This window comes from Citrobacter koseri ATCC BAA-895 (assembly GCF_000018045.1).
In the GTDB taxonomy this organism is placed as follows: Bacteria; Pseudomonadota; Gammaproteobacteria; order Enterobacterales; family Enterobacteriaceae; genus Citrobacter_B; species Citrobacter_B koseri.
On the sequence record NC_009792.1, the window covers coordinates 1,190,365 to 1,211,977 of the forward strand.

Below are 21,613 nucleotides of genomic sequence, written 5' to 3' on the forward strand. Positions count from 1 at the left end.
CTTATTCAAGGGTAAGGATAACTTTACCGATATGAGTTCCGGCATCCAGTAACGTATGTGCCTGACGGACATCCTCAAATTTAACTATCTGGTGAATGACGGGTTTACACTTTCCGGCTTCGATTAAAGGCCATACTTTTTGTATGAGCTGTTGGGCGATTTCTTCCTTTTCAGCAGCGTCCCGGCTCCTCATCGTTGAACCGGTTACCACCGCTCTTTTAAGGATCAGTTCCTGGATATCAAATTCCTTAACCATCCTGCCCCCCATAAATCCAATCAGTACGAGCCGACCGTCCTTTTTAAGAAGGCGAAGGTTCTTGTTAAAATAAGCGGCTCCGACAATATCAAGAATAACATCAACGCCTTTTCCGTCGGTTCTGCTGAGGATTTCTTCTTCAAAATCATGGGTTCTGTAGTTAATGATTTCCCCATATTGTTGCAGAAACGGAATTTTATCGTCACTTCCGACGGTGCTGAACGCTTTAATATTCATGGCATTACACAACGCCAGCGCGGTCGTCCCTATGCCGCTTGCGCCACCGTGGATCAAAACAACATCCTCTTTTTTCACTTTTCCCAACGAAAAAAGATTGGCCCATACCGTAAAGAATGTTTCCGGGAGCGCTGCTGCTTCTGTAAAACTTAAATTTTGTGGGGCAGGCAATACCTGACCTGCCGGAACGGCGCAAAATTCTGCATATCCCCCGCCATTGGTGAGCGCACAGACGCGATCGCCAACTGAAAAGTGAGCAACGTTTTTCCCGATTGAGTGTACGATACCCGCGACTTCCAGTCCGGGAACCGGCGTAACACCTTCTGGCATGGGATATTTTCCCTCTCTCTGCATAATATCCGGGCGATTCACGCCGGCCGCTTTAACTGAGATCAGGACATCGTTCTCGCCACATTCCGGCATTTTTCCCTGGCTTACCTTCAGAACTTCAGGGCCGCCAGCTTCTGTTATCTCAATGAGTTTCATCTGATTCTACCTGTTTAATGTCAGGGGTTGATTAGCGATACCACCCGCGTGGCTGTTTATTGGTCTTTCTTTACGGTGAGCGACGCTTTCCATTCACGGTAAAGGGTTTCCAGTCCCTGACGGTACGTTGTTATCTGAAAGTCCGGGAATCGCCGCTTAAATTTTGATGAATCAAACAGGTTATCATGTTGATAGCGGGGCAGGAGTTCCCGGAGTTCCCGTGGGCCTTTGGAAAAGATACCGGCGGCGAACAAGGCGAATTTGCTCAGGACAGACCATGACGTTTCTTTCCCGAACACGTTACAGGCCAGAGAAACGAACTGCGCATAGGTGAGCCGTTCATCGCAACAGGGCAGGTGCCACGTCTGACCGAAGGCATCAGGGGTGTTGCCAAGACGCGCTAAAGCCCGACTGGCATCGGGGGTCCATATGAGCGTACGTAACGTGTCGTCACGTAATGGCACGCGTGGTTTTTTCCCTGCTTTAAGTCTGTCTAAAATTAAGGCATTGGTAAAACTCTGGGTTTTCCCCGGCCCATAAAACTCGGGCGCGCGCCCGATAAGCACAGGGATGTCGCCCCGACGCATCTCCTCCAGCACTTTGTTTGCCATCAGGGCTCGAACCCGCCCTTTGCGCCCTGACGGCAGGAACGGCGTTTCCTCGGTCTGCAATCTGCTGTCCTGCGGGTACATATAAGTATTGTCAAAATAAACAAAACTTGCCCCCACTGTCCGACACGCGTTCAGCGCGTTTTGCAGCATTACCGGAAACTGCTGTTCCCAGAGGTCGGCATCCGGCGGCAGACCCGCCGCAAAATAGACAATGCGGCTTCCTTTAACCGCTTCCAGTGTCTGACGGGCATCCAGTAAATCAGCGGGCATAAGGCTATCGCTGCCATTTACCTTCTGTGGATTGCGGCTTACAAGCCTCAGTTCAGCACTGTAAGAATGCGTTAACTCGCGAGCAAGTTCCCGGGCAATCTGTCCGCTTGCCCCCAGAATCGTTTGCATCTCACTTCCTCTTCGACAATGTCAGATGGGTGTCCCGGCCCATTGGCCTTTTTCAAAGTATAAGTTTAAAGTTCACTTGAAGGTCAATGGGGTGTTGCGACGTTGTTTAAATGTCGTCTGGTATTGGGATACAGCGCCAGCAACGGAATGGCGCCGAAGCCGAACATCAAACGATGAAAAATACGAGATTGCGCGTTGTCGAGGCATGGTAGAGTGGGGGGGCTCAAAGAATGATTCGAGGTTTGCGCTATGCAACAAATTGATTTTTACATGGTTGATGCCTTTAGCACGGCTACTTTTGGCGGCAATGCCGCAGCCGTGTGTCCGCTCACCGAGTGGTTGCCTGATGAGACATTATTGAAAATGTCCAAACAGCATAACCAGTCAGAAACGGCTTTTTTTGTCCCAAATGAAAACGGCTTCGAGTTGCGCTGGTTTACCACTCAAGGGGAAATAAATCTGTGTGGGCATGCCACACTTGCTGCCGCGCACGTCATCTTTGAACATCTTGATTACCCGGGCGCGACTATCCATTTTGATACCCGGTTTGTTGGCCCATTGACAGTAGCACGCAGCGGCGAGTGGTTGACGCTTGATTTTCCAGCCTGGGAAACCGAGCCCGTCGTGCCGCCGTCCTTATTGCTGGAAACGTTGGGCATCACAGAATACAAAGAAGTGCGCGTGGCGCGTGATTACATGGTCGTGCTGGATAATCAACGGCAGGTAGAAGCGCTACGCCCGAACATTAATGCCATGCTCCCTCTGGGAAAAATGGTTTGCATAACCGCGCCCGGCGAAGAGAAATACGATTTTGTCAGCCGTTTCTTTTGCCCGGGAGAAGCCGTAGCGGAAGACCCCGTTACAGGTTCAGCACATAGCATGCTAATTCCGTACTGGGCTGAAAAACTGAAAAAAACACAAATGCTGGCGCACCAGGGCGCCGAACGTGGCGGGGATTTACGCTGCCAGCGAGTGGGGGATCGAGTCCACATCGGCGGACAGGCAACAACTTATCTGCTGGGTAAGGTACTGTTGCGCTAGAACGTCCAGAATGCGGTTCGGAATGGGCTTTCAGGTACGATTATGGCAGACCTGACGGCGCTTTAGACTGACTGTGTTGTGCCAGGAGGGGACGTTGCTAATGCAACGGCGTATTAATCAGCGGAGTGCAGGTCAGTGCCATAAGAAATAGATATTAGACAAAGATACTGCCGCTTGCTTGTATGTTACAAATATGTAATCAATTTTTTTGGAAAAGTCTTGTTCACTATCAAAACTGACGATCTCTCCCATCCAGCAGTGCAAGCGTTAGTGGCCTATCATATTTCCGGCATGCTGGAGCAGTCCCCACCAGAAAGCAGCCATGCTTTAGATATTCGAAAACTGCGTGACCCAGCTGTGATATTTTGGTCAGCATGGGAAGGGGTACAACTCGCAGGAATTGGCGCGCTGAAAATACTGGATGATGAACATGGTGAGCTGAAATCAATGCGTACCGCGCCAAATTTTTTGCGTCGTGGCGTAGCGAATCAGCTTTTACAGCATATCTTGCAGGTTGCGCATATCAAAGGCCTACGACGTTTAAGTTTAGAAACCGGAACACAGCCAGGGTTTTCCGCTTGCCATCAACTTTATATCAAGCACGGTTTCGTTAACTGCGAGCCGTTTGCTGATTATCAGTCTGACCCAAATAGCCGTTTTATGACATTAGTTTTATGTGAGAAAGATAAATTGTCATGACTAATGCAGAGAGAATGGTGCCATATTTTTTCAAAAAAATTCTGCTCCTTGCTCACTGTAGACGTGACGACCACTCAGCCCAGCCGCTGCGTGCCAGGAGGGGAAGTTGTATACTTTATACGTGCGCCAGTCAAAGTTGATCATTCAGGTGTGAATGATAAAGTTGTTAACTCCTCTCTCTAAAAAGGTGATTAAATCTAATGCATCATATCTCTTCTGTCAGTCTCAATTATCGCTGTCTCCAGCATACAGACTGGCCATTTTTTTTGGCATTAAATCCGGATCGTCATGTGATGCATTTTATTAGTGATTCACGTACTGATGACGAGATTAGAACCCAGTCTTTTGAAAGCCGTCTACAGCCCTGGCATAAAGGCAGTGAACACTGGTTATGTATGATAATGAGTCGAAAGGATACAGATATACCAATTGGTGTAACTGGCTTTATTAATCGTGGTGAGGGCATCGCGGAAGTGGGGTTTATCCTGGCATCAGAATTTCACGGCAAAGGTTTTGGTACAGAATCGTTAAAAGATATTGCCCGCTTTGCTTTCGATGAGCATGGGTATCGTAAGCTCACTGCTACGGTAACAGCTGGCAACAATGTATCGCGGAGAATATTGCATAAAGTCGGATTTCAGCAGGAGGGAACTCTAAGAAAAAACTATTTCCTGCATGGTTGCTGGCATGATGATTGGGTATTTGGATTGTTGAGAGAAGAATTTAGTTACTGAAAAATGAAACGGCAAAACATGCCCAATTCTGGAAATGTTGCAGCGAGGTTCTACACATACATTCATTTCAGAATGGCATTTGAGTCAACCGACATATATGTTGTACCAGGGGCATCGTCAATGCCTGCTTCTCGCTCATAGTAGACCTTCGCACTTGTCCGCTGTGTGCCAGGAGCGGAAGTTTAATTGTTCTGACCAGCTCTCAAATCGCGGTCAGATTTTGTCGACCGTTTCAGATGCTTCTCAGCAAACCTTTGTTCAACGACAACAGCGACTTCTTAATTTCGTTATCGCCGATGTGAATGCTAAAATTCCTGAAAGTTTCACTATTGCCAAAGCATCCATTTATGAAGAACGCTGATTTTAAACGCCCGCAACTGACGCTGCCGAACGGCGCAGACAAGCTACTGCTGCACTCGTGCTGTGCGCCCTGTTCGGGGGAAGTCATGGAGGCGATTCAGGCCTCGGGCATTGATTACACAATTTTCTTTTATAACCCTAATATTCATCCGCAAAAGGAGTACCTCATCCGTAAGGAGGAGAATATCCGTTTTGCCGAAAAACACGGCGTGCCTTTTGTTGATGCGGATTACGACACCGACAACTGGTTCGAGCGTGCGAAAGGGATGGAGTGGGAGCCTGAGCGCGGTGTTCGGTGTACCATGTGCTTTGATATGCGCTTTGAACGCACCGCGCTGTATGCCGCGGAACATGGGTTCAGCGTGATCAGCAGCTCACTCGGGATTTCCCGCTGGAAGAATATGCAGCAGATTAACGACTGCGGACAACGCGCTGCTGCGCATTATCCGGGAATGGCATACTGGGATTACAACTGGCGTAAGCAGGGCGGGTCATCGCGCATGATTGAGATCAGCAAACGCGAGCAGTTTTACCAGCAGGAGTATTGTGGCTGCGTCTATTCACTGCGTGATACTAATATGCACCGTAAATCGCAGGGCAGGCCGCTCATCAAACTCGGTAAACTTTACTACGGTAAGGAAGGCGAAGAACAGTAATACCAGAAGCCCACATTCGCATGTGGGCTTCTGTAAACATTGGCACAACCACGGCGTTTATCCCATATATTGCATTCATTCTTGTAACGTAAGGACACTGACACTAAATAAAAGCCAGCACCATCTTCGAAACCATTGGCTGCTATTCGCTCACAGCGGACTTTTAGCCCAGTTAACGTGTCCGCTGTGTGCCAGGAGCGGACATTAATACCCTTTTTATGTTAATCACCTGGCCTGAACGCGTATTTAGAAGTGAATACGATTGACGATAGAGGACTGCATCGTCATTAATATATTCATATTTTCAGCATGATAAGGGTGAGGGGACAGGTGTGATTTCTTTCCGAATGATGACAAAAGATGAGTATCCTGCTTATCTCGAATATTTTGTTAATGATTATGCATATGAGATCGAATCAAACTACGGGGCATCCCTTCGTGATTCTCTTGCCAGAGCGAAGCAGGAAATTTCGGAAATGCTTCCCGATGGAGTTAATACTCATGGGCAAGTATTAATGTGTATTGTTGCTCAGTCGGACAAGGCTAACAACCATGTAGGTTATCTCTGGTACAAACCAGACTCGACTAAGCACACTGTTTTTATCTACGATTTTCATATTTTCAACTCCAGTCAGGGGTTGGGGCTTGGCAAACAATCTCTACGTGCTTTTGAAGAGTATCTGCAAGCGAAGGGCTTTAAAGAGATCAGATTGCGTGTTGCAGGTGATAATGCTCGCGCCCGGCATGTCTATGAAACCAGCGGATTCAGGGTTACGGGTATCAATATGAGCAAACCTATTACGGACTGAGACACTGACACTAAATAAAAGCCAGTAACATCTTCAAAACCATGTCTGCTCCTCACTCACAGCCAACAGCCAGATTTGAAACTGGCAGCTCAAGTCTGAGCTGCCCTGGGCGGGATAAGCGCATCAGGGATGCCGTGACGGCATCCCTGTTTATTTAAAGGATCAGAAGAAATCAATTCGCGTATTGATACCGACGGTGCGCCCCATATTGACCTGCGCGACGGCGCTGCTGCCGTTCATGTAGCCATAGGTACGGTAACGACGGTCGAACAGGTTATCGACATAGACGGAAATGTTCATCCGTTCAGTCGCCTGCCAGCCCAGGCTGCTGTCCAGGGTGGCATAGGTGCCTTGCCGCAACTGGTTGTCGCCATCGAAATAATGCGGCCCGACCAGATTAACCGCCAGTCGGGGCATCAGTGCGCCATAGCGCGTATCAATCACGCCGTTCACGCTGCTTCCCGCGCCATAACGTGGTACGAACGGCACCCGGTTACCGTGATACAACTCACTGTCATTGGTGAATTCGGAACGGATCACGTTGCCATTGATATCCCATGACCAGCCTGGCGCAAACCGCCACTTCGCTTCAAGCTCAACGCCGGTGGCGTCGGCTTTACCCGCATTGCTTAATGTCTGCATCCCGACCGGGCCAGAGTAAAGCTGCATGTCTTTGGTGTGGGTATAAAACGTCGCGGCTTGCAGGGTGACGTCAGCGGTTTCGTAGCGGGTGCCAAGTTCATAGTTGATGGACTTCTCGGCGACGAACGGTTTGGCAGAAAGACCTGCGGTAGGAATGATGTTGTACCCGGAAGGTTTATATCCCTGGGCTACACGGGTATACACTCTCCAGTCGTCGGTCAGCATATAGCCTGCGGATAGCTGTCCGAGTACCTGATCGTCGTCGCTTTTTCCATCATCGCCAAATGGGTTTCCGGCCAGGTTGCCGTGATATTGCGTACTGGCCTTATCATGTGAGAAGCGAACGCCGCCACCGATGTCAAAACGATCGGTTAAATGCCAGGTCAGGTCACTGTATGCGGCCAGCGTTTCAGCGGTGGTATAGCCGGCGCTGGTCAGATAACGCATGGTAGGCATGTCGTAAGTTGCCTGCATTTGCTCGCGCGTGTTCTGCCGATAGAGGCCAAACACCATATCAACGGTACGCGCATCGCCCAGGGTTGCGGCGCGCAGCTCCTGGACATCCTGATTCCAGCGTTGCGGCAGATTAACGAGTAATGTGCCGACAGGGTAGGTCCGTGAATAATGCTGTTGTTGCCAGGCGCTGATCAGGTTGAAAACCCAGTCATCGGTGGTGTATTTCCCACTCAGGGTCTGGCTGTCAGTGCAGCGCCGCATGTACGGGTCTGGTGAACCATCGCTAAGTGAGAGCTTACGGCCCTTAATATCATTCCATCCCACATAGGCGTCCTGGGTGGCGCGGGTACATTCGCGTGAGGCGGCAAAGCCCATTTCCCAGGGCTGGTCGTCCGGCGCCAGACGCAGTTTCACATTCCCTATGCTGGCGCGGGTGCCGCCTAAATCATCGCTTCCCGTCGCGGGGTTAATCATGTCGCCGTCATCAACCTGGCGTAACAGGGTGACGCTGCCGTACAGCAGGCCATCCTGAATGGGGCCGCTCAGGTTGAACTTACTTCGATAACTGTCGCGGCTGCTGACGCCGCCTTCAATATAGCCGCGCGGCGTGCTGTCCGGCTGCTGGGTGACGATGTTGATGATCCCGCCCTGAGCGCTTTTGCCATATAACGTTCCCTGTGGGCCACGCAGCAACTCCACGCTTTGCACATCGGTAAGCGCCTGGATGGTGTTGGTGGAAAGCTGAGGGACGCCATCGACATACAGGGTGACGGCGGGGTTATAGAAGTCCTGCGCCGAAGAGACGCCGCGTAGCGAGATCGTCGAAAAAAGCATGTTGCCGCTATTTTCAATATTGAGCCCGGGCAACACTCTGGGGAGTTTGTCGCTGGCGGTGACGCCGGCGTCGCTTAATTCCGGCGCGCTGACAACGGTAGACGAGACATTGTTGGCTGATGCCGAGCGGGAAGATTGTTTACTGGCGGTAACCACCAGCGTGCTTTCGTCTTGCTGTGAAGTCTGGGCATTAGCAATGGCGGGGAGCAATAATCCCCCCAAGGCCAGAGGATAAAGCCGTGTCATTTTCATTGTTGTGAGTCCCTGTAAGACGGCGAAACGCCAAAAATACCGACAATGGTGAATTGAAAATGATAACTATTTCTAATAGTGGTGCTACCCGAAACGGGTTTATTTCAACCTGTTTCGGGTCGGTTTGCGCTTATTGGACAGAATGGCGATAACGGTCGACGGCGAGAGCCGTCAGGCGTTTTTTGTCTATCTTGCCGACGGCGGTGAGCGGCCAGTGGTCCAGATACTCGATTTGGTCAGGAATTTTCCACGCGCTGAGTCCCATACGGGTCAGTTGTTGACGCAGTTGTTGGTAGTCAGTTGGCATCTGCTGCGCGATGATAAACGCGCAAATCCGCTCGCCAAGCAGCGTGTCCGGCGCGGCGACCACCGCGCAATCTTGCACTTCCGCTAAACGCAGCAGTGCCGATTCCACTTCAGCAGCGGCTATTTTTTCTCCGGCGCGGTTGATCTGCTCTTTTATGCGCCCCTCAACGTGCAGGTTCCCCGCCTCATCCAGCCTGACATTATCGCCAGTGCGGTAAAACCCTTGCGCAGTAAAGGCCTGCGCGTTGTGAGCAGGGGCGCGGTAATAGCCCGAGATGGTATAAGGGCCGCGCGTTAACAATTGCCCGGTTTCGCCCGGTGCGACGTCGTTCTCGTCTTGATCAACGATGCGGATTTCATCCAGAGGGGACAACGGGCGCCCCTGGCTGTGGAGAATAGTGGTATGCGGATCGTCCAGCCGGGTAAAACAGAGCAGGCCTTCCGCCATACCGAAAACCTGTTGCAGGGTACAGTCAAAGGTGGCGATAACCTGCTCAGCAAGCGTCGGGTCGAGCCGGGCGCCGCCTGCCTGAATGACGCGCAGCGACGAAAGGTCGCTGTCTTCCCACTCCCTGGCCTGCACCCATAATTGCGCCAGCGCCGGAACCAGGGCGACGTGAGTCACTCTTTCCTGCGCGATTAAAGGCATCACCTCATCACAGCTGGCGCTGTCGGTCAGCACCACTTTTCCGCCGCAGGCAAGCGTTCCCAGAATGCCGGGGCAGGCCAGCGGAAAGTTATGCGCCACCGGGAGGACGGCGAGATACACGCTCTGTTGGCTGATGCCGCACAGTTCAGCAGAAGCGCTGAAGTTATAGCTATAGTCGGCATGTCGGCGCGGGATGAGTTTGGGCGTGCCGGTTGTGCCGCCTGAAAGCAGCAGCAACGCGGTGGCGGAAACATCAGGCTGCGGCCACGCCTGCCGCTCACCGTGAAGGGAGAAGAGCGGCGTAAAATCGTCGCTCACGGTCTCTCCAGCGACCAGAACATGACGCAGGCAGGCGTGTTTGTGCGCCATCTGTCGGGCCAGCTCTGCGTGGTTTTCCCCGTGAATAACGTAAGCGACGGGTTGCGCCAGCTCAATCAGCGCGTCGATATCCAGCGCCCGTTGCGAGGGCATCGCCAGCACGGGGATAACGCCCAGTCTTAACAAGGCGAACAGCAGGGTAACAAACGCGTTGTCGTTGGGAAGCTGCACAATTACATGCTCCCCCGAACGCAAACCCAGTGATGACAGACCTGCGGCAAGTTCGTCAACTTGTGCATCAAGCGCGCTGTAGGTTAACGACCCCTTTGCATCAACGACGGCAATTCGCGAGGCATAACGGGCCGCCCAGTGGCGCAACTGTTCGGCAATGGGTAAGGGATACTGTTCAATCAGAGATTCAAAGGAAGAATTCATGCGTCACCTTTCTGAAGTGCTGGGCTGTTTTTGCAACGCGGTCATTGCAGAAAATGCGTGGGGAAAATGGCGGACAATCTGCGTAAAAAAGGACCGGGCTTGTTGAATGGGATAGAAATGATCGCCGTCAATCACCACCGGGTCTGTAACGTGGCTCAGCCACTGACGCCAGGCATCAACCTGCTGCCAGGAGGCTTCGCGATCGTGGCTGCCGCACAATAACAGCGCTGGCGTGCGCAGCGGCGGACAGACGTCGGGCGAGTCGTAGTGATAGCTCTCGGTGGCGTAAAAATCAGCGCGCAGAAGAGGAAGAAACAGCGACATTAATTCCTGGTTTTCCCGCAGTTCAGGAGAACATCCGCCAATGTCTATCAGTTCAGCGATAAAGTCGGCATCATCGCGATGGCTGAGCTGGCGTTCAGAATGCAGATGCGGGGCATGGCACCCGGAAATAATCAGTCCTTGCGGCGCATGCCCCCGTTGCTCCAGAAGTCGGCAGGTTTCAAACGCCACCTGCGCTCCCATGCTGTGCCCGGCGAGTAAAAGCGGCGTGTCAGGCGATACGGACGCTTCCAGTTCGTTCGCCAGCAGTGCCGCCAGTTGTGTAATGCTTCTGAGCGGTTCCAGATGGCGAAGGCGATCGCGCCCCGGCCAGGTCACCAGAGAAAGCGCGCTGTTCGCCATTTGATTGTCTCGCCAGTGGCGAAACGCGCTACTGCTGCCGCCAGCGAAAGGGCACATGACCAGATGCGCAGTATTGCCGTTCCGGGCGGGCCACAGCGGGATGCACATTGCAGATTGCGTCACAGCGCCTCCTTATCATCATCGTTGTAGAAACCGGCTAACCGGTCGTGGTGCGGCGGCGTCAGGCGTCTGATCTCCGCATTGCCGGTCTTACGTAAAATCTGCTGCCATAAACGTGATAACGCGATCTGATGTACGCTTTGGCAGGCCGCTGGTGGATGTTCGCCCGCCAGATGGCTGCGCAACTGGTGTAGCAACCAGTTGACGCCCTCCGGCCCGACGGTTTCGCAGCAGTCACGCCAGCTCAGGGGCGCCGCGCTGCGCGTCAGACCCGGCGGATCGCGCAGGATCTCCGGTCTGCGGTAGAGACTGTGGGCGTTCTCCTGATGGTCTGCGACAAACAGGCTGGATGACCAGATGACGGGGCCGTAGCTCGCCTCCAGCGAAAGATGACCTTCCGGCCAGCCCAGCAGCAGGCGGTGCATGATAAGGCTATGCATATCTGGATCGTCAGGATCGAGATAGCGCTGAAGCAGCAGGCAGGCTTCTCCCTCCGGCCAGAAGAGTCTCAGGCAGTGAAAATCGCTAAAGCTGCCAACCACGTCGCACTCCACGGCGGCGGCATCAACGCCCAGAGCCAGCAACAACAAATCCAGCGTGGAGTAGAGCAACTGTCGGCTGGTGGTGGCGTGGACTACCGGCGGCGTCTTAGCCAGGCAGCGACGCAGCTGCTGCGCATCGCGAAGCCATGTGCGTCCCGCGCGCGTATGCGGATAAAACGTGTTTACCCAATAGCAGCAGCCCTGTTCCTGCGCCAGCGTTTGTAAGGAACTGATGTCATCCGGGTGGAGGGGATGCTCCTGAATAACGTGTACGCCGCGCGCCAGAAAGTGTCTGGCAAGCTGCGTACCGGTTCCTCCGGCGACGGTCGAACGCACGACAATACAGGCGATATCCGGCATCCCGGTTATCTGTTCCGGCGAGGTATACAGCGGAATGCCAAACGCGTGGGCCAGCTCTCTTGAGCGGGCGCTTCCCTGCGCCAGCAGGCCGACCAGTTCCAGCCCCTCCGGGGGCTGCATAAAGGCATTCAGGTACATTTCGCCAAATTTGGCGCCCACAATCAGTACGCGTTGTTTTGGGGAGGCGGACGGCATCATAACGTGTTCTCCGGTTGCGTTGAGGTTGCGCAAAGCCAGCGCGTAATGTGTTGCGCACAAGCCTGAACGTGGGGGGCTTCCATCATGATTTGCCAGTGGCTGGCTTCAATCACAGCGTCGTCGGCGTTGTTTATCCAGCCCTGCCACTCGGTTTCTGCTGGCGTCCAGCGTGCGGGTCTCCCGGCGGCATACACCATGAGACAGGGGACCGGAACGCTTTCGCCCGGCGTATGCTCAGTCAGTAAACGCAGCAGATGCGCGATGTTATCGAGCCACGTTTCTGCCGCTTGCAGCGTCAGGTTTTGCGACACCATACCGGCCGTTTTAGCGAGGCTGATAAAGTCGGCAAGCTGGCTGTCGGGCGTCTGCTGGTCGAAATGTTCGGGCAGCGCCAGAGGCGTTTGTCCTTCGGCTAACAGGCGCAGCAGGGCCGCCCGGTTTTCGCAACAGAAATCCTGTCGGCACACGGGATCGATTAACGCGATCCGAACCTGCTCGCCTTTGGCGTACAGGCGCTGTGCGGTGCCCGCCGCAAGAAACGCGCCATACGACCAACCCGCCAGCACATAAGGGCCGTGAGGCTGCTGACGACGGATGCACCCGACATACTCATCGATCATCTGGTCGAGCGTGGCAAAGCGCTGCGGCGATTTTGCTTGCAGGCCGAAAACGCGCCTGTTCAACGCGCTGGCGAGCGGCAGCCAGGCGCTGATATCGCCGTCTGAAGCGTGGAAGACGAACAGGGTTTCGTCGCCGTCGCCCTGGCAAAGGGGTATCGGGTTGTCCTCTCCTGACGTAGCCGCCTGTAGATGGGCGCAGAAGTCGCTCAGCGTCGAATGGCTGAACAGATCCTGAAGGTTAGCCCTGGCAATCCCTCTCCGGTTTAGCTGCGCGACCATCCTTGTCGCCATCAGGCTGTCGCCGCCCAGTTCGAAAAAGTCGTGATGCCTTGCCACGGGGCGAGACAGCAGCGATTGCCAGAGTTCAGCCACCTGTTTTTCCAGCGCCGGATTCCCCCCGGCAACTGGCGTAGGTTTGGCTGGCTCAGTCGGCGCATCAGACGGGGCATGCAGCGGCGTAAATAACGCTTCTCTTTGCCGGATCTGTAAAATGGGCAGACCGGTGCCAAAGCGCTGCTGTAAATAGTGGCTCACGGCTTTTTTATCCGGGCGATTTACGCCAGGCGAACGCGCCACCAGCAGATGCTGGCGCAGCGGCGACGATTCCTGCGCGGGCCACGCCAGCTCGTTTGCAAACCCGGCCTGAACGAGAACCTCCTGCCATGCGGAGCGGGTGAGCATCGGTTTCTCATCCCGGCGGCGGAAATCGCGGTATCCGCTTAATCCCTCAATAAAGCCCACGCTCGCCAGCTGGAATACGCTGTTTCGCTCCGTCGCTTCAACGATCAGCAAACGTCCGCCGGCTTTCAGCAACAGTTTTAATCTGCGCAACGTCTGGACGACATGGCTGGCGTCGTGGAGCACATTGACGGCAACGATCAGGTCGTAACCCGCCTCCGGGTGGGCGGTGAAATCCAGCGGCTGGTTGATGTCGAACAAGGCATAAGACACCCGCGATTCATCATGGAAACGGGCTCTGGCGTCATTGAGGAACTGCGCGGAGACGTCCGTGAAGTGGTACGACTGCCGCGTGTTCCGCGTGGCCTTCAGCACCGGCGCGGTAGTGGCTGCGGTTCCGGCGCCAACCTCCAGAATCCGTTCTGCGCTGCACAAGGCGGCAATCTGCGCGGTATAGCGATTCAGACAGGCGCTGGCGGGGTTGTCGCGATACAGCGCGTCGGTAACGCGATGCTGCTCGTTGAACAGCAATTCCAGCGGAGAACACTGCCCGGAGAAGAGGGCGTCGTGCCGGGCGATGCAGGTTTCCAGATACTGCGCCAGCGCCTGGCTCCATTGGCTTGGCGGGCACGCTTCCTGAGGCTCAGGAATCTCGCTGAGCGGAACGCGGCAGCGCCAGCTTTCACCTTCGCGGATTAACCACGCTCTTTCCGTCAGACACTGTAGCCACTGGCGCAGCAGACGCTGGTGAGACGCTTGCGCGGACAGCGCCTGTACTATTGCGCTAAAGCGATGGGCGATCTCCGGCGTGGTAAACAGGCCGTGACGATTTAGCGTGGCCGCGATCCCCTGTAGCGCACGCGCCTCCAGCCAGCGCCAGGTCGCCTCCAGCTCATCAAGCTGCGCCTGCTCAGGCAACGGCAGCGCCAGTTGGGTAAGTTCGTGCTCATCAGGCGTCGCCGCTGATGGCGACGGATCGTCGGCCATCACGATATCCAGCGTCAACGCGCCCTGTTCGGTCATTTCCGCTCTGGTCTGCCGGATGCCGGGGTATTCGAGCGTCGCCTGCTCAATATCCCGCAGGTCGTAGTCCGTCTGTGCGTTCAGCGGCCAGCGTCGGCGGGGAATGTGCCCGGCGATGCCGCTGGCGAGAGTCTTCAGGCTTTCAGGGGCGGCGATGACGGCTTGCAGGATGGCGCAATAGTCATTAAACATCGCCTCGGCAGCGCCGGGTTCCAGCACGTTGTCCATGCAGTACCAGCTAAACATCAACTCGCCGTCGCTCTCCATGACCTGATGATCCAGCCAGACCTGCGGCGTTTGCGTGAACACATAGCAGGGTTCGCCGAACAGATGGCTCATCGCCTGATCGATAGTCATGCCTTCCAGCGTCATCCCCAGCATACTGGTAAACACCACCGGCATTAGCGGTTGACGTTGTGACCCGCGCAGGCGGCCCAGCTCACGGATCACCTCAACACCGTTCATTTCACTGTGCGCCATGTTTTGCCAGAGGCGCTGTTGGGTCTGTTGCATCTGCTCTTGCAACGTCACCGGCGTTGAGAAGTTAAAATCAACCAGCGTGACGGAGGTAAAATCACCAATCAACTGGTTGATTTGCGGATGGATCGGCTGGCGATTGAAGAACGTCAGGTTCAGCGTAAATGCCGTGGTGCGGCTCCAGCGCTCAAGGGTGGCGGCAAACAGCGTGAGCAGTGCGGCAGACGGTGTGACGCCTTGCTGCTGCCAGCGCTGTTTCACGGCCTGCCATTCTGTCTTGCCGATCGTCGATTTGAAGGTGGTGAAGTGTGGCGTTTCCGGGGGTGTCTCAACCACCGGCAGCTCTGGCGCTAAGGGCAGTTGCGGCAGTTTTTCCTGCCAGTAATCCCAGGCATCGTGCCATGCCGATGTCTGTCGGCGCGCCTGTTCAGCCATCACATAATCACGGAAGGTAATAGCGAGCGGCGCCAGCGTTTCACCGCGCCAGACCTGCGCCAGATCGTCCATCATGACTTTAAAACTCTGCACATCGAACTGCAAAAGGTCGAGGTTCATGTGCAGGCGGTAATGGCAATCGTCGATTTCGCTGACCACCAGCTCAAAAAGAGGCCACTGGTCGGCAGGCAAAACGCGATAGCTCAGTTCATGCCGCCGTTTTTCCAGCGCTATACGCTGTTCTTCCGGGGAAAGCGCGCGCAGATCGTCACGCTGGATGTGATACTCCGGCGTTGTCGCCAGGACTCGCTGCTGCCCGTCGGCATCAACCACCATGCGCAACATATCGTGGCGTGCGATAAGCTGGTTCCATGCTTTCTCCAGTATGGCGAGATCGAACTCATCGTGGCGTTTATCCCACTCAAACAGGACGTGACAGGCGACGCCGCCATAGCCAATGAGGTGGGTTCGCCCCAGCCAGTAGGCGTGCTGAATGGGCGTCAAAGGGAAGGGCGCATAACGCTCGTCGGCGTCGTGCCGCAACACTTCCGGCTGCGAAGCGGCAGGCGTCGTCTCTGGCTTAGAACAGATAAGCTGCGTGAGTCCATGAGGAGACAGATCCTGCCACGCCCGTTCCGCATTGATGCGTACACCCAGGTAGTGCTGAATATCGCTACTGAGTTCAAGGAAGAGCAGCGAGTCCATGCCGAGTTGCAACAGATCCTGGTTTGGACGCAGTGACGCCGGATCGCTCAGCCTTAGCTGAACCGCAATCCGCTTTTTCAGCCATGCCATCACCGCCGTTTCATCGCTCAGGCTGCCGTTAAAGGCGTTGTCATCAGCAGGAGGAATGACCGGCGTTGCGGCTTTTTCTGTGGCGCTGATGTTAAACAGAGCCTGTTGTAACGGGGGCATTTTGTCGGTAAAAACGCGCATCGCCAGTCGCCACGGGGCGCCGCGCATCACCGCCTGTTCCAGGTGCCAGCAGCCTTCGGCATCGCTTAACGCGCCCATACCTCGGCTGGCGAGCGTCACCAGCATTTCCGGCGTGGCCGCCCGACCGCTTTCTCCCCATGCGCCCCAGGCGACAGAGAGCGTTTTCGGCGCATCAAGGGTGGAAAACTGCTGGGCCAGCCCGTCCAGGTAGCCGCAGGCCAGCGCATGGGCGCTCTGACCCGGCGCGCCGAGGGTGGCGGCAGCGGAAGAGTAGAGAATAAGATAGCGTCCGTCGTGGTTGCGCAGGGTTTGCAACAGCTGGTTTGCCGCCTGCGCTTTTACCGCGAAAACGGCAGCCAGCTGGTGGTCGTCAAGCTCCTGCAACGGCGCGTCAGCCAATACGCCAGCGGCATGAATCGCTCCGGCAATGCCGCCGTTGGCCGCCAGATCGTCAAGAACCGTGGCCAGTTGCCCGGCATCGCCCACATCACAACGGCAGACGCGCGTCTGCCCGCCCTCCACGTCGCGTAGCCATGACTCATCCACGCGCGGCGCCAGCAGGGCGATGCGTCGCGCCCCTTTTTCTCTGAGCCAGTTCACGGCAAGGCGGCCTAATCCGCCAAACGCACCGGTCACCAGATGCCAGCGGTTATCGCCGATAAACACGTTTGCCGGTAATTCAGCGGCGCATCCCGTATTGGGCGCCAGTGAAGGGAGCCAGAGGGTGTCACCCCGTGCGGCGAGCCAGCGCTGTGATAGTGAGACTGCGCTCAACCCTTGATGCAGCGTTTCCCACGGGGTGTTTTCGGCGAGATCGATGGCGGCAATCAACCGTTCCGGCTGTTCGTTGGCCGCGACGCGAAGCAAGGCCCATAGCGCGTGATGGGACGCAGAGAGTGCCTCATTTTCCTCGACTCGCCACGCGCGGCGGGTGACCACAATCAATCCGGCTGCGCTGGCGGTGAGCGCCGCTATCACTTTCTCCGCTAAGGCCAGCGTATCCTCGCTCTCCTCAACAATCATCAGTCGCGAAGAGGCGTGCGGATCGTGAATGATGCCGTATTGCGCCAGCTCGTCGCTGCGCGCAAGCGTACCGGTGCTAAAGCTGAAGGTAAGCGGATGGTCAACGCTGGCGACGTTGAGGGGCGTCCAGCGCCATTGATAATGCGTCTGCGGCGCAGGAAGAGGCGCGGTGGGCGATAGCGGCAGCCACTCGCCATCAGGATGACGGGCTTCAACGCGCATCTGACCGCGGGAAAAGGCTTCGTTTTGCCAGCTTAAGCGAACCTCCTCCAGCCACTCCGGGGCGGCGACGGGGGGCGGTTCCACAGGCAGAGCGTCGCCATGACGCTGTGAGAGCAGACGCCAGGCCTCCTGCCAGCGGGCGTTAAACCGTTCAGGCTGACCTGCGCAATCAGACCAGTCGGCGAGATAATCACCGTTATCCGTCAGCGCCTGCCCCAACACGGGTTCTGATGGCGCGGTGAATGTTACGGCGCTAACCGCCTGACCGGGCAGCGTGGCGAGAATGATATGTTCGCTCATCCCGGCGGTTGGGCTGCCATCCTGCGGTAGCCACGCCACTTTGCTGAATCCGGCGTGGCGGCACTGTTGCTGCCACTGAGCGGTGGTGAGGAATAACTCACCTTCGCGGGCGTCGAGATCCTGTAGCGGAAGAACCAGCGGGCCGAAAACGAAGTCAAACAGACGCATTGGCTGGGTGATTTCGCGCATCAGCAGGCGCCCGCCCGGCTTGAGCAGGGGGCGCAGATTATCGAGCGTGCGACCAATATGGCGGGTGGCGTGAATCACGTTCGCCGCCACGATAAGATCGTAAGACTGTGCCTGGAAGCCCTGAGACTGCGCCTCTTTTTCGAGATCCAGCTCGCTATACTTCACAAAATCATAGTCGGCGAATTTCTGCTGGGCGCGGCGGGTGAACAGCGCCGAGATATCGGTGAAATGGTACTCCAGTGCCGGAACGCCGTTAAGTTCCGGCAGCAGCCACGCGGTGGTGCCGCCGGTTCCGCCGCCAACTTCAAGAATACGCAACGGCTGGCGGGGCTGACGCGTCTGGACAATGCCGCGTAATACCCCGGCGGCGATTTGGTTGAAATAGCGGCCAAAGCTGAATTCCTGATACAGCACTTCCACGCCGTCGGAGGCGCTTTGCGGGAAGATAATCGCCACCGGTTCTTCCGCGCCGCTCATCATTTCATATAACCGATCGCCGGCACGGGCGATGGTGTCGGGAATAGCCTGAAAACCTTCACAATAACCGGCAAGTTCCGTCAGCAGTGATTCCCGCTGTTGATGTTCAATGGGGCGGGCGCGGACGTATCGCCCGTCGGTGCAGCGGTAATCGCCGTCGACCACGCAGTTATTCAGCAGGCGCTGGAGTAGCTGCTGGTAGCGGGGCAGCAGACGTCCACGGCGCATGATGGTCATGGCGTCCACGCCGTTCTCAATGGCATCGCCGGTACAGCGTTGTACCAGTTGATCGACGTAGATGGCGTGCAGTCGCGTGGCGCACTGTTTAAGCGCTTCCAGGCGAGGGAGATCGAGCGCTGTCGCGGCGCGACTCGCCACCTCCAGCCCGGCAGACAGCGCTGCGTCGGCAGGCTCGCAGGCCGGGGAGACGCGCTCTTTCCAGTAACGCTCAGTATCAAACGGATAACATGGCGCAGCGATACGTTGTCCATCGCCCGCCAGCAGGTCGGCCCACGGTAGGGCGACGCCGGCAGCGTAAAGCTGGAGCAGGGCCTGATTGAGGACATCGCTCGCCTCTTTGTTACGCCGGGCGCTGGCTATCCAGTATGCGTTATCGCGGTATTCGCGCTGCCCGCAAGCAACCAACTGGGCATCGGGCCCCATCTCCAGAAAAACGCGGGCGCCGAGCTGATGCGCCACCTGAATACTCTGGATAAAACGCACCGGCTGGCGCATGTGTCGGCGCCAGTAATCCGCCTGGTTGAGCGTTGACTCATCAATGACGTCGGCGGTGAGCGTGGAAATAATCGGTATTTGCCCCGGCTCCGCGTGCAGTCCCGCGCAGGCGTCCTGGAACCGATCGAGTATCGGCTCCAGTAAAGCGGAGTGCGCCGCACCGGTTACGCTCAGGCGACGATAGTTAATGTCATGCTGCGAGAGCGTGGCGCAAAATACTGCGAGACGGGCTTCCGGCCCGGAAAATACCGTATGTTGCGTACCGTTATTGGCGGCGAGATCCAGCTCAAACTGGCGAGCCAGCGGCATCAGCGTGTCTTCGTCTGCAAATACCGCCACCATCGCGCCGCTTGCGCACTGCTGCATTAGCGCGCCGCGCCGACAAACCAGTGGCATGACCTGTTCAATCGTATAGTGTCCGCAGACAACAGCAGCGGCAAATTCACCGACGGAATGCCCAATGGCGAAGTCTGGCTTCAGTCCTTCAGCACGCCAGTGCGCCGCCATCGCGATTTCAAACGCGACAATCGCCGGCTGCGCCCAGGCCATATTGTCCAGTTGCGCCGAATCGGGGTTAAACATCGCTTCGCGCAGTGACGGCGTGAGCATTTCGCTACAGGCGGAAAAACAGCGATCCAGCGTGTCGGCAAACGCCGTTGAGTGCTGGTACATCGTTTGACCCATAGTGCGCCAGTGCGAGCCCTGGCCGGTAAACAGCCACACCTGCTTGCCGCTGGCGCCGTGGCCGCTGTAAACCAGCGCCCCCGATTTCTCACCGGCCCAGGCGCTGAGCGCCTCGGCGGTTTCACGGTTTAATGGCGCCGCCAGGCGGAAGGGGAGATCGAGACGGCGCGCGTGCAGGGCTGTGAAGGCCAGAGAGCTGGCATCCGCATTCTCTCTCAGCGCCCCGGCATAATCCGTCGCCAGCCGCCGCAACGCGCTGTCGCTGGCGGCGCTGAGCAGCAGCGCGGTACTTTTTCTGCCGCTATCCGTATTGGGGAGGCGCGCGTTGAGCGCGTCGGGCAGCGAGGCGACGATCATATGGCAGTTGGTGCCGCCAATACCAAAGGAGGAGACGCCCGCATAGCGCATTTCGTCCTGCCATGCCTGTGCCGACACCGGTATGGTAAAGGGGCTCTCTTCAAGTTTCAGCGCCGGGTTGGGGGTGTGAAAATTCAGTAAGGGAGGAATTTGCCCGCGATTGACTGCCAGAACGGTTTTCAGCAGTCCGGCAATGCCCGCCGCGGTATCCAGATGGCCCATGTTACTTTTCACGGAACCGAGCGCACAGCGCTGATCCTGCGGGCGAGGCGCATAGACGTTGCGTAACGCTTCAATTTCAATCGCGTCGCCCAGCGGTGTGCCGGTGCCGTGGGTTTCAATGTAACCTACCTGCCTGTCGTCGATGGCCGCCAGCATTAACGCCTCTTCGATGACTGCCTGTTGCCCTGCGACGGAAGGGGCGGTATAGCCGACCTTTCTGTTGCCGTCGTTGTTGACCGCGCTGGAGAGGATCACCGAGATAATCGGATCGCCTGACAGCAGCGCGTCTCTCAGGCGACGCAGCACCACGCAGCCGAGACCGTTACCGGCCCAGGTGCCCTCAGCCGAGGCGTCAAAGGGACGACAGTGACCATCAGGAGAGAAAATCATTCCGGGCTGGTAGCGGTAGCCTGCCTGCTGGGGGAAAGAGAGCGCCACGCCGCCGGCAACCGCCATATCGGATTCGCCTGCGCGCAGGCTTTCACAGGCCAGATGCACGGCAACCAGCGAGCTGGAGCAGGCGGTCTGTACCGATAACGCCGGGCCGTGCAGGTTGAGTTTGTACGCGGCGCGGGTGGCAATATAGTCTTTATCATTGCCCATCAGAGATTGCAGACCTTTTACCTGCGCGACTTCTGTCACGTTCAATGCTTCGCGACCGGGGTAGGTACTCATCCGGGAAGAGGCGAAAACGCCGGTCTTATGGGGGACGGCGCCGGGGGCATAACCGGCATGTTCCAGCGCATGCCAGACCGCCTGCAAAAACAGGCGCTGCTGCGGGTCCATCGACTCCGCTTCCTGTCGCGAATAGCCAAACAGGGTGGCGTCGAAGCAGTCGGCGTTGTCTAACACCGTACCGATATTGACATAATGAGGATCGTCAATGATGGCGGCATCCAGACCGACGGCCAGAAGCTCTTCGCGCGTAAAGCGTCGGCTGCATTCACGACCTTCCAGCAGATTTTGCCAGAACGTTTCGCCATCCGGCGATTCAGGAAAATGGCAGGCGTAGCCGATAACCGCGACAGGTTCGCAGTCCGGGTAGTGTTGAGCGATCGATGCATCAATGGAATCTGCTGTCGGCGCAGAAGAGAAGCGCAAGTTATCCATAATCGGTCCCGTTTCCTAAGATTCACAAAGTCAATGGAACG

12 protein-coding genes are annotated in these 21,613 nt (G+C 56.3%); 5 read left to right on the top strand and 7 right to left on the bottom strand.

The genetic code is table 11. From position 1 onward, the window contains the following. Position 1 precedes the first annotated feature (1 nt). Positions 2 to 979: an NAD(P)H-quinone oxidoreductase gene (locus CKO_RS05315; protein ID WP_012132127.1), complete on the bottom strand. Its 978-nt coding sequence runs from the start codon at positions 977 to 979 to the stop codon at positions 2 to 4. Between the two features lie 56 nt (positions 980 to 1,035). Beyond that, positions 1,036 to 1,989 (bottom strand): NAD-dependent epimerase/dehydratase family protein, encoded by a 954-nt coding sequence (locus tag CKO_RS05320; protein WP_012132128.1) that lies wholly within the window; start codon positions 1,987 to 1,989, stop codon positions 1,036 to 1,038. A 249-nt stretch (positions 1,990 to 2,238) separates the two neighbouring features. Here CKO_RS05320 and CKO_RS05325 point away from each other — a divergent pair, with 249 nt between their 5' ends. The 5 genes from CKO_RS05325 (at position 2,239) to CKO_RS05345 (ending at position 6,288) form a co-directional block, all read left to right on the top strand. Next, positions 2,239 to 3,030, top strand: a complete 792-nt coding sequence (locus CKO_RS05325; RefSeq protein WP_012132129.1) for a PhzF family phenazine biosynthesis protein — start codon at positions 2,239 to 2,241, stop codon at positions 3,028 to 3,030. A 219-nt stretch (positions 3,031 to 3,249) separates the two neighbouring features. Then, positions 3,250 to 3,729 carry a GNAT family N-acetyltransferase gene (locus CKO_RS05330; RefSeq protein ID WP_024130283.1) on the top strand — a complete coding sequence of 160 codons (480 nt, stop codon included), beginning with the start codon at positions 3,250 to 3,252 and terminating at the stop codon, positions 3,727 to 3,729. Positions 3,730 to 3,929: 200 nt separating this feature from the next. After that, positions 3,930 to 4,463 carry a GNAT family N-acetyltransferase gene (locus CKO_RS05335; RefSeq protein WP_024130284.1) on the top strand — a complete coding sequence of 178 codons (534 nt, stop codon included), beginning with the start codon at positions 3,930 to 3,932 and terminating at the stop codon, positions 4,461 to 4,463. A gap of 347 nt (positions 4,464 to 4,810) precedes the next feature. Further along, a complete protein-coding gene (locus tag CKO_RS05340; RefSeq protein ID WP_024130285.1) occupies positions 4,811 to 5,479 on the top strand; it encodes an epoxyqueuosine reductase QueH in 669 nt (222 codons plus the stop codon). Positions 5,480 to 5,811: 332 nt separating this feature from the next. Next, positions 5,812 to 6,288, top strand: a complete 477-nt coding sequence (locus CKO_RS05345; RefSeq protein WP_024130286.1) for a GNAT family N-acetyltransferase — start codon at positions 5,812 to 5,814, stop codon at positions 6,286 to 6,288. 162 nt (positions 6,289 to 6,450) lie between these two features. On the opposite strand, the gene fyuA is transcribed toward CKO_RS05345, so the two are convergent. The 5 genes from fyuA to irp1 form a co-directional block, all read right to left on the bottom strand. Next, positions 6,451 to 8,472: a siderophore yersiniabactin receptor FyuA gene (gene fyuA / locus CKO_RS05350; RefSeq protein ID WP_012131840.1), complete on the bottom strand. Its 2,022-nt coding sequence runs from the start codon at positions 8,470 to 8,472 to the stop codon at positions 6,451 to 6,453. Positions 8,473 to 8,602: 130 nt separating this feature from the next. Beyond that, on the bottom strand, positions 8,603 to 10,180 hold the full coding sequence (ybtE, locus tag CKO_RS05355; protein ID WP_012131841.1) for a yersiniabactin biosynthesis salycil-AMP ligase YbtE: 1,578 nt from the start codon (positions 10,178 to 10,180) through the stop codon (positions 8,603 to 8,605). Between the two features lie 3 nt (positions 10,181 to 10,183). Beyond that, positions 10,184 to 10,987 (bottom strand): yersiniabactin biosynthesis thioesterase YbtT, encoded by an 804-nt coding sequence (gene ybtT, locus CKO_RS05360; RefSeq protein ID WP_024130222.1) that lies wholly within the window; start codon positions 10,985 to 10,987, stop codon positions 10,184 to 10,186. Beyond that, complete coding sequence (ybtU, locus tag CKO_RS05365) at positions 10,984 to 12,084, bottom strand: yersiniabactin biosynthesis oxidoreductase YbtU (RefSeq protein ID WP_012132135.1); 1,101 nt, start codon at positions 12,082 to 12,084, stop codon at positions 10,984 to 10,986. The genes ybtT and ybtU overlap by 4 nt, the downstream gene beginning before the upstream one ends. Continuing rightward, the gene (gene irp1 / locus CKO_RS05370) at positions 12,081 to 21,572 is read right to left on the bottom strand and encodes a yersiniabactin polyketide synthase HMWP1 (RefSeq protein WP_012131844.1); all 9,492 of its coding nucleotides are present in this window, start codon (positions 21,570 to 21,572) and stop codon (positions 12,081 to 12,083) included. Before irp1 ends, ybtU begins: the two co-directional genes overlap by 4 nt. Positions 21,573 to 21,613: the final 41 nt, after the last annotated feature.